Here is an 8,688-nt window from a genome sequence, read left to right on the forward strand (position 1 = left end):
TGCTCCCTAGGCCTTGACCACGTTGGCGATGGTCGTGTGGACGGCGTTGCCCTTCGCGAGCGGCGAGGGGTGCAGCGAGGTGAGTGAGTTGACCGAGCCGGCGATGTCGACGGGTCGGTCGGGGTTGGCCTGCGGGGGCGGTGCGACCTCCGAGGCGGGCCGCGGGTCGAACCAGGCGCCCTGCGGGATGGAGATGACGCCGGGCGCGATGCGCTCGGTCACCTTGGCCTCGAGGCGGACGGTGCCGCGGTCGTTGTAGACGAAGACCTCGTCCCCGTTCTCGACGCCCTTGCGGGCGGCGTCCAGGGTGTTGAGCCACACCTGCTGGCGGTGCGCCTCCTTGAGCCAGTCGACGTTGCCGTAGGAGGAGTGGGTGCGGGCCTTGTAGTGGTGCCCGATGACCTGGAACGGGTGGTCGTCGGACTCGCGGGCCGCGAGTGCGCCCTCCCACGTGTCGACGTGCTCGGGCAGCGCGGTGAGCTTGTCTCCCGGCTGCTCGGGGCGGAAGACGCCGAAGGTCCACTTCTCCGACATGGCCGCCAGCCGGTCGGAGTAGACCTCGATCTTGCCCGACGGCGTGGCGAGCGGGTTGTCCTCGGGGGCGGAGCGGAACTCCGCCATGGAGATGGCCGGGCCGAGGTTCTTGCGGTAGATCCCCAGCTCCTTCCACTCGTCGTAGGAGGGCAGGTCCGGGTCGTTCTCGCGGGTGGCCTCGATGGTCTCCCGCAGCCAGTCCTCCCGGCTCTTGCCCTCGGTGAACTCCGGCTCGGTGCCCAGACGACGTGCCATCTCGGTGCAGATGTCGAAGATGCTCCTGCACTCGTAGAGCGGCTCGATGGCCTGGGACGAGACGATCCCGTAGGCCATCGGCCCGCCGTTCTCGCCGGGGTGGACGTCGAACTCCTCCGCCGTCGAGGTGCCGGGCAGGATGTAGTCCGCGTAGCGCGCCGAGACGGTGTACTGGATGTCGCAGACGACGATGAGCTCGCACTTGGAGTCGTCCTGCAGGATCTCCGCGGAGCGGTTGTTGTCACCGGTCTGGTTGACGATCGAGTTGCCGCCGTACTGCCAGACCATCTTGATCGGCACGTCGAGCTTGACGTTCGTGGGCTCGCCGTTCTCGTCGACCGGCACCTTGTTGTCCCGGACGCCGGGGGCGGGCTTCTCGCAGACGCCGGCGTTGAAGGTGTCCATCTCCGGGCCGTGGTCGATGGCGTCGAGCCACGAGAACACCGAGATGATCTTCATCGAGGGGTTCGCCGTGCCCGAGTTGAACGGCTTGACGAAGGGCAGGGACTGGGCGCCCTCGCGGGCGCCGGTGCCGCCGCCGGCGATGCCGACGTTCCCGGTGACGCAGGCGAGGAGGAAGATCGCGCGGGCGTTGTTCTCGCCGTTGGCGTGGCGCTGCGGGCCCCAGCCCTGGGTGATCGCGCAGGGCTTGGCCCCGGCGATCTGGCGGGCCAGCTGGCGGATGCGCTGGGCGGGCAGGCCGGTGATGCCGGCGGCCCACTCCGGGGTCTTCTCCACGCCGTCGGGGCCGCGGCCCTCGATGTAGGACCGGTAGGAGGAGTTGGCCGGCGCGCGCTCGGGCAGGGTGTGCTCGTCGAAGCCCACGCAGTAGGTGTCGAGGAAGTCCTGGTCCTGCAGGCCCTCGGCGAGCATCACGTGGATCATGCCGGCGATGAGCGCGGCGTCGGTGCCGGGGCGGACGGGCACCCACTCGTCACCGAGGACGGCGGCCGTCTCCGAGTAGCGCGGGTCGATGACGATCGTGCGGACCCCGTGCTCCTTGCGCGTCATCTGCGTGACGGCGAGCTGCCCACCACCCGACATCCGGGTCTCGAGCGGGTTGTTCCCGAACATCACCTGGAGCTTGGCGTTGGCGGCGTCGTCGAAGGAGTTGCCGTTGACCCAGCTGCCGTAGAAGTACGGGTAGGCCTGGGTGATCTCCGTCGTCGAGTAGTCGGAGTAGTGGTCGAGGTAGCCGCCCCAGGTGTTCATGAGGCGCGCGAAGGGGGTGGCGTCCGGCGGCCACGAGCAGGCCATCGTCGAGCCGAGCGTGCCGGTGCCGTAGTTGATGTAGAAGGCCTCGTTGCCGTACTGGGCCTTGATCTCCTTCATCTTGTCGGTGATCTCGTCCAGCGCCTGCTCCCAGGAGATCTCCTCCCACTGCTCCTCACCGCGCTTGGTCCCGGGCTTGCGCTTCATCGGCTTCTTCAGCCGGTCGGGGTTGTAGATGCGGTGACGGATGGAGCGGCCGCGGACGCAGGCGAGTACGCGCTGGCTGCCGAGCTGGTCGTCACCGGTGTTGTCCGGCAGGACGCGCACGACGGTGCCGTCCTTGACCTGCAGACGCAGCGGGCAGCGCGAGCCGCAGTTGACGGTGCAGGCGGACCAGACCGTCCTGTCCGCGTCTGCGAGCCCCTCGGCGGCCGCCGCGGGGGAGGCGCCGGGCATCCCGAGGTGGGAGGCGGTCGAGACGAGAGCAGCGGCCCCACCGGTCACCGCCGACCACTTGAGGAAGGTGCGTCGGCTGGGCCCCGGCCTGGTGCCGGGTGTTGCGGTGGTCGTCTGACTCATCACGTCTCCTCCAGAGAGAAAATCAACATCTGTGGACATCGGACCACCTGCCCGCGCACGGATCGGGGGACCTTCGTCCGCGAGGAGCGCTCAGGCGTGGGAGGACGCCGGCGCCGGCGCCGGTGCATCGGCCCGGGCAGCACGACGGCGCTGGGCGGCCTCGCGCAGGGCGGCCACACCCACCGCGAGCAGGTAGAGCCCGACGAGCGCCAGGGCCTGGCCGATCATGAACACGGGGTTGGGCAGCGGGTTGATCATCGCGGCGAAGGTGAAGGCCACGACGACGGCCCAGCGCCAGCCGCGCAGCATCGTGCGCGCGGGCAGGATCCCGAGGAAGTTCAGCGCCACGAGGACCTCGGGCAGGAGGAAGGAGAGCCCGAAGGCCAGCACGAGGTACATGAAGAAGCTGACGAAGGAGGTGGCACTGAGCAGCGCCGCGGCGTCGTCGGGGACGAAGGACAGCAGTGCCGTCACCGCCCGCGGCACGACGAGCACGCCGGAGACGGCTCCGGCTGCGAACAGGACGATGCCCGCAGCGCCGAAGGCCAGCGCGTGGAACCTCTCGCCGCGCTTGAGGCCCGGGCCGATGAACGCGCCGATCTGGTAGATCCACCACGGGCTGGACAGGATGGCTCCGGCCCAGAAGGCCACCTTGAGCTGGAGCTCGAAGGCGGCGCCGATGGTCTGGAAGTTCAGCTGCGAGCTGCCGCCGCTGATCTCCGTCAACGGCTCCTGGAGGAAGGCCATGACCGGTTCGTAGAGGAACCAGCCCGCCGTCGTCCCGACGGCGAGGCCGAGCAGGACGAGGACGAGTCTCTTGCGCAGCTCACGGAGGTGGGCGCCGACGCTCATCGCCCGCTCCGGGTTGGCGCGCCGGCGCGACCTCATCTGTCCGTCGGTGCCGTCCCGCCGGCCGCCGGCGTGGCCGGCGCGGGGGCGGGCGTGGTGGCCTGCGTGGTGGCGACGGGAGCGACGGGAACGACGTCCTCCTGCAGCTCGGTGATCTCCTTCTTGAACACCTTCATCGACTGTCCGACGGACCGGGCGACGTCGGGCAGTCGCTTGGCCCCGAAGAGGATGACGAGGACGATGAGCAGGATGAGGATGTGGGTCGGTCTCATGGTGTCTCCCAGCGTCGAAGCGGCCTGGTCCAGGCCGTCGTATCGAACCTAACGGCCCGTTCCGGGCGGAAGGTCGGACTTCGGTCCCGGTCCGGCGGCGCCCTGCTTCATCCAGGCGTCCATCTCCTCGCGGACGGCCTGGCGCACGATCTCGCGCGGGTCGTACTGGCGCAGGTCCAGGGAGGAGAGGTCGAGCTCCTCCAGGCCGACGGCCGCGGAGTCGCGCTGTGCCTCCTCCCGCAGCCGGGCGCTCCAGGTGCGCACGAGCTCGACGCCCCTGCGGAAGGCCCGCACCGCCTGGGCGAACCCGGACGGACCGAGGACGAGCACGACGACGACGAGCACGATGACGAGCTCGACCGAGCTGATGCCGAACAGGTTCATCGCTCCTCCTCACGCCGGCTACTGCCAGGCTAGGTGCGCCCGGAGGGCGTGGTCTGGGGCATTAGTCCCCTTCCCGCGCTCCTGCCTGTGGTCCGGCTTCCCGGCCCAGCCGGGCGAGGAGGGCAGGGGGCAGCGCCGAGCCGAAGGCGTTGCCCTCCCGGTACCGGCACGTGGGGCACAGCGCACCCTCATCGGCGGGGTGCCGGGCACCGCAGCGCTCGCAGGCTGCCGTGGTGAGCCGGGCGAGGACGGCGACGGGCTCCTCGAGCAGCTCGGCGAGAGCGAGCGGGCCGGTGGTCGAGTAGGCGTCCACCGGGCAGAGCCGGACGCACTCGAGCTCGGAGCGGCACTGCTCGCGCAGGTGGGTCAGGGTGCTCACGCCGTCGGCGTGGTCGAGGACGAGCGCGTCGTGGGGGCAGGCCAGCACACACACGCCGCAGGCCGTGCACCCCTCGACGAGGAGCCGCGCGGCTGCCGCGGCCGTCGGCGATGCGGCGGTGCCCTCGGCAGCCGCGGCGGGGTCCTCGCGCGGGCGGGCGCGGCCGGCCTCCTCGAGCAGCCGGAGCGCGGCGAGGGTGCGGCCGGCGTCGTCGAGGTCGAGGTCGAGGGGGGTGCGGTCGCGCAGGCCCAGACCGAGCAGGGTGCGCCGGGGGAGCGGGATCTGCCCCAGGACGAGGACCTCGGGCCGCGACCGCCGGCGGCTCGGGGGAGAGAAGGAGGCGACGCCGTCGGGAAGGACGGCGCTCCACGCGGCGACGTGGGCGGCGGCGGGACCGGGGTCGGTCGGGCAGGGCAGCACCTCGACGACACCCACGCCCGACGCGAGGAGCTGGGCCGGCAGCCCCACCCCGACGTCGGGGACACAGCCCTCGAGGCGGACGACGACCGTCCCGCGTGCCACCGGCGGCGGCTCGGCCTCCGCGCAGAGCAGCAGGACGCGCTCGGGGGTGTCGTGCGCGGCGAGCCACCGCAGCAGCGCCCGGACGGGGTCGGACATGGCGTGGGGTCAGCGTGCCGTCCGGGAGGCGACGAGCCGCTCGACGGCCTCGGCCCGCTCGGTCACGTCGCGCACGGTGGCGGCCGTGTCCAGCTCCCGTCCCGCGGCGCCCGCCGCCAGACCGACGAGGAACGCCGTGAGCGGGGCGCCCGGACGGGTCGGACCGTGGGCCACCTGGCCGACGAGCGCGAGGAGGGGCTCGGCCGTGCTCTCGACGACGGCGGGGTCGACGCCGAGCTCGGCGCACACCTCGTGCAGCCACTCGTGCATCTGGGCCATCCGCTCGTCGCTCACGGCCGGTCCTCCGCCTCGAGGACCTCGCGCGCCCATGTCCAGGCGGCGATCGTCGCCGGGAAGCCGCGCGTGGTGAGCCCGAGCAGGACCACCTGCTCGACCTCCTCGCGGCTGGCACCCGCCTCCAGGGCCTTGCGGACGTTGGAGCGCACGGCGCCGTCCGCCTGGGAGCCCAGCGCGATGCCGAGCTTGACCAGACGCACCGTGCGCTCGTCGAGCGGCCCGGCGTCGTCGACGGCCCGGGCCACGGCGTCGTGGCGCTCGACGACGTCGCCGAAGCGGCGACGGAAGGACTGGTAGACCTCGGGCAGGTACTCGGTGCTCTCGTCCATGCGCGTCATCGTGGCACAGCTCCTTTCGGCGGATCGGGGGAGACGCACGAGCGCCGAGGACCGGTCGTGCCCGGTCCTCGGCGGGTGCAGGGGGTCAGCGGAGCCAGCTGTTGCCGACCTTGCCGGCCCACCACTTGCCCAGGCCCCACTTGTCACCGGAGAGGGTCACCGCGGCGATGATGAGGAGCAGTGCCTCCATCCAGTGGGAGTCGAGGACGGGGTTGGTGCCGTGCTCACCCACCCAGGGGAGGGCGACGACGTACATGAAGGCCATGAGCAGGGTGCCGCTGACGGCCGCGATGCGCACGCCCGCGCCGGTGATCATCGCGACGCCGATGCCGAGGAGGCCGAGCATGAAGACGATGTCGCCGAAGGGGTTGAGGAACAGGGACTGGAACAGCTCGGCCAGCGGCTGCTCCGGCGGGAGGTTGCCGAGGTAGCCCTGGGCAGGTGTGCCGCCGTTGATCCAGGCCCGCTCGCTCGGCGTCGAGAAGCCGAGGCCGAAGGTCTTGTCGAGGAAGGCCCACAGGAAGTAGAAGCCGATGACGATGCGTCCCACGGCGAGCGCGGCCTGCGCGCCGGGCCGGGTGACGATGTCGTCCATGTACAGGGTCGTGCTGCCGCGGCCCTGGGCGGAGCCTCTGGCGGGGGTGGTCGTGGTGGCCATCGGAGTTCTCCTTGCTTGTGGGTGGTGCCGTGTGGTGCTGTCATGCACAAGCGTCCTCTTCGGACTTGTCCGGCAAACGGGGCCAAGGTCCCGACTTTCCCGACACGGCGCGCCGGGGCCGCCTCGAGCGGCCCGCGCCCGCGGGTTGGCCGATAATGGCGGTGGTCGCGACGCCGCGCCCACGGCGAGAGGACTGACACCGATGGCACTGCCCAGCCCGAGCTACACGATCACCATGCGCGTGCAGGTGCCCGCCTCGCAGGCGGCGACGAGCGAGCTGGTGGCGGCGGCCGCCGCGCAGGGCGCCTCCGTCACCGGTGTCGACATCGCGCAGTCGAGCACCGACCACCTCACGGTCGACCTCACCTGCGACACGATCGACGGGCCGCACAGCCAGCGGGTGGTGGACGCACTGGACGCCCTCGAGGACGTCCACGTCCTCAAGGTCTCCGACTCGACCTTCCTCATGCACCTGGGAGGGAAGATCGAGGTGGGTCTGAAGGTTCCGCTGCGCACCCGGCGCGACCTGTCCCGGGCCTACACACCCGGCGTCGCCCGCGTGTGCCTCGCGATCGCCGAGCGGCCCGAGGACGCCCGACGCCTCACCATCAAGCGGAACACGGTCGCCGTCGTCACCGACGGGACGGCAGTGCTGGGGCTGGGGAACATCGGACCGGCCGCGGCACTGCCCGTCATGGAGGGCAAGGCGGCGCTCTTCAAGAAGTTCGCCGGCGTCGACGCCTGGCCGGTGTGCCTGGACACGACGGACACCGAGGAGATCATCTCGATCGTCAAGGCGCTGGCGCCGGTGTACGGCGGGGTGAACCTCGAGGACATCTCGGCCCCGCGCTGCTTCGAGATCGAGCGGCGCCTGCGCGCGGAGCTCGACATCCCCGTCTTCCACGACGACCAGCACGGCACGGCCATCGTCGTGCTCGCCGCGCTCATCAACGCCCTCAAGGTGGTGGACAAGCGCATCGAGGACGTCCGTATCGCCGTCGCGGGCGTGGGCGCCGCGGGCTCGGCCGTCATCCGGCTGCTGCACGCCCAGGGTGCGCGCAACATCGTCGGCTTCGACCGCGAGGGCGCCATCCACACGGGCAGCGACACCCCGGGGGAGCACCACCAGTGGATCGCGGCGAACACCAACCCCGAGGGCTTCTCCGGCACCCTGCAGGAGGGCCTGGAGGGGGCGGACGTCTTCATCGGTGTCAGTGCCGGCGACATTCTCACCGGTGACGACGTCGCTCGGATGGGGGAGCGGTCCATCGTCTTCGCTCTCGCCAACCCCGTTCCGGAGGTCGACCCCATCGCCGCGGCCGCGCACGCGGCCGTCGTGGCGACCGGCCGCAGCGACTACCCCAACCAGATCAACAACGTGCTGGCCTTCCCCGGCCTCTTCCGCGGCCTGCTCGACGCCGGCGCGCGCGACGTCACCCAGGAGACGATGCGGCGTGCTGCCGTCGCCATCGCCGGCGTCGTCGGGGACGACGAGCTCAACCCGTCCTTCGTCATCCCCGGCGTCTTCGACACCCGGGTCGCCGAGGCCGTCGCCGACGCCGTGCGCGGGGAGGCCGAGGAGGCGCGTGCCGCCGGTCGGTCGCCCGCCCTCGCGGACCAGGCGGCAGAGGACGCCCGGGTCACGTGGCCGGGGCGCCAGCCGGGCGAGGACGACCCGCATGTGCCGTGACGCACACCCGGGCGGCCGCTGGCCGGTAAGGGCCTACTTTTCCGCGGAACGGCGCGGTTCCCAGCGCATGGATCGGGCCGTTCGACCCGGCTTGACCGGGGGTCCGTCGCCTGCCTATGATTCTCGAGCCGGCAAGGGAGGCACGGACACCAGGAGCTGAGAGGCTCGGTGGCCGGTCCCGCCGGAACGACTACTGAACAGGGCGCCGCTCAGTCGGCGCCGCTTCGGACAGTCGGAACTCGACAGGGTTCAGGGCGATGCTCGCACAGCGGGCTGAAGCCACTGGGTCGTGCCGGGACAGCTGGAAGATAGCCCCGTTCCGGGTCTGCACGGTTGGTGTGGGTCTGGCGGTGTGTGTCTGTTTCTTGAGAACTCAACAGTGTGCCAAGTTTTTGATGCCAAATATGGCCTTGGCGTTGTCGTGGTGCCCTGCCGTTGTGGTGGGGTGGATCGGTGGTGTCGGGGTTGTTAGTTTGTTTGGTTGATGCTCGTCCGTGGTTTCCTTTCTGCGGGTGGGTGTTTGCCTGGATCGCTCACTGCTTTTGGTGGTGGGTGTTTCTTCGTATGGTTGTTACCTCTTCGGGGGTGGCGATAGACATTTACGGAGAGTTTGATCCTGGCTC

9 protein-coding genes are annotated in these 8,688 nt (G+C 70.9%); 1 reads left to right on the forward strand and 8 read right to left on the reverse strand.

Annotated elements, in window-relative coordinates:
- Nucleotides 1–6: 6 nt before the first annotated feature.
- The 8 genes from H9624_RS13045 to H9624_RS13080 all read right to left on the reverse strand — a co-directional run bounded on the left by H9624_RS13045 (nt 7) and on the right by H9624_RS13080 (nt 6,375).
- On the reverse strand, nt 7–2,580 hold the full coding sequence (locus tag H9624_RS13045; protein WP_251840323.1) for a DMSO/selenate family reductase complex A subunit: 2,574 nt from the start codon (nt 2,578–2,580) through the stop codon (nt 7–9).
- Nucleotides 2,581–2,670: 90 nt separating this feature from the next.
- Nucleotides 2,671–3,468: a twin-arginine translocase subunit TatC gene (gene tatC / locus H9624_RS13050; RefSeq protein WP_251840324.1), complete on the reverse strand. Its 798-nt coding sequence runs from the start codon at nt 3,466–3,468 to the stop codon at nt 2,671–2,673.
- Entirely contained in the window at nt 3,465–3,701 is a 237-nt protein-coding gene (gene tatA / locus H9624_RS13055) for a Sec-independent protein translocase subunit TatA (RefSeq protein WP_251840325.1), read from the reverse strand. The genes tatC and tatA overlap by 4 nt, the downstream gene beginning before the upstream one ends.
- A 48-nt stretch (nt 3,702–3,749) precedes the next feature.
- Nucleotides 3,750–4,085 carry a twin-arginine translocase TatA/TatE family subunit gene (locus H9624_RS13060; protein ID WP_251840326.1) on the reverse strand — a complete coding sequence of 112 codons (336 nt, stop codon included), beginning with the start codon at nt 4,083–4,085 and terminating at the stop codon, nt 3,750–3,752.
- A gap of 61 nt (nt 4,086–4,146) precedes the next feature.
- Nucleotides 4,147–5,082 carry a DUF362 domain-containing protein gene (locus tag H9624_RS13065; RefSeq protein ID WP_251840327.1) on the reverse strand — a complete coding sequence of 312 codons (936 nt, stop codon included), beginning with the start codon at nt 5,080–5,082 and terminating at the stop codon, nt 4,147–4,149.
- Between the two features lie 9 nt (nt 5,083–5,091).
- The gene (locus H9624_RS13070; protein WP_251840328.1) at nt 5,092–5,376 is read right to left on the reverse strand and encodes a DUF6457 domain-containing protein; all 285 of its coding nucleotides are present in this window, start codon (nt 5,374–5,376) and stop codon (nt 5,092–5,094) included.
- Nucleotides 5,373–5,708: a carboxymuconolactone decarboxylase family protein gene (locus tag H9624_RS13075; RefSeq protein WP_251840329.1), complete on the reverse strand. Its 336-nt coding sequence runs from the start codon at nt 5,706–5,708 to the stop codon at nt 5,373–5,375. The genes H9624_RS13070 and H9624_RS13075 overlap by 4 nt, the downstream gene beginning before the upstream one ends.
- A 94-nt stretch (nt 5,709–5,802) precedes the next feature.
- The gene (locus H9624_RS13080) at nt 5,803–6,375 is read right to left on the reverse strand and encodes a DoxX family protein (RefSeq protein WP_251840330.1); all 573 of its coding nucleotides are present in this window, start codon (nt 6,373–6,375) and stop codon (nt 5,803–5,805) included.
- 202 nt (nt 6,376–6,577) lie between these two features.
- Between H9624_RS13080 and H9624_RS13085 the strand changes: the two genes are divergently transcribed.
- Nucleotides 6,578–8,065, forward strand: coding sequence for an NAD-dependent malic enzyme (locus tag H9624_RS13085; RefSeq protein WP_251840331.1), 1,488 nt, complete (start codon nt 6,578–6,580; stop codon nt 8,063–8,065).
- Nucleotides 8,066–8,688: the final 623 nt, after the last annotated feature.

Origin of the sequence: Oceanitalea stevensii (assembly GCF_014837105.1) — a bacterium.
Classification (GTDB): Bacteria; Actinomycetota; Actinomycetes; order Actinomycetales; family Actinomycetaceae; genus Oceanitalea; species Oceanitalea stevensii.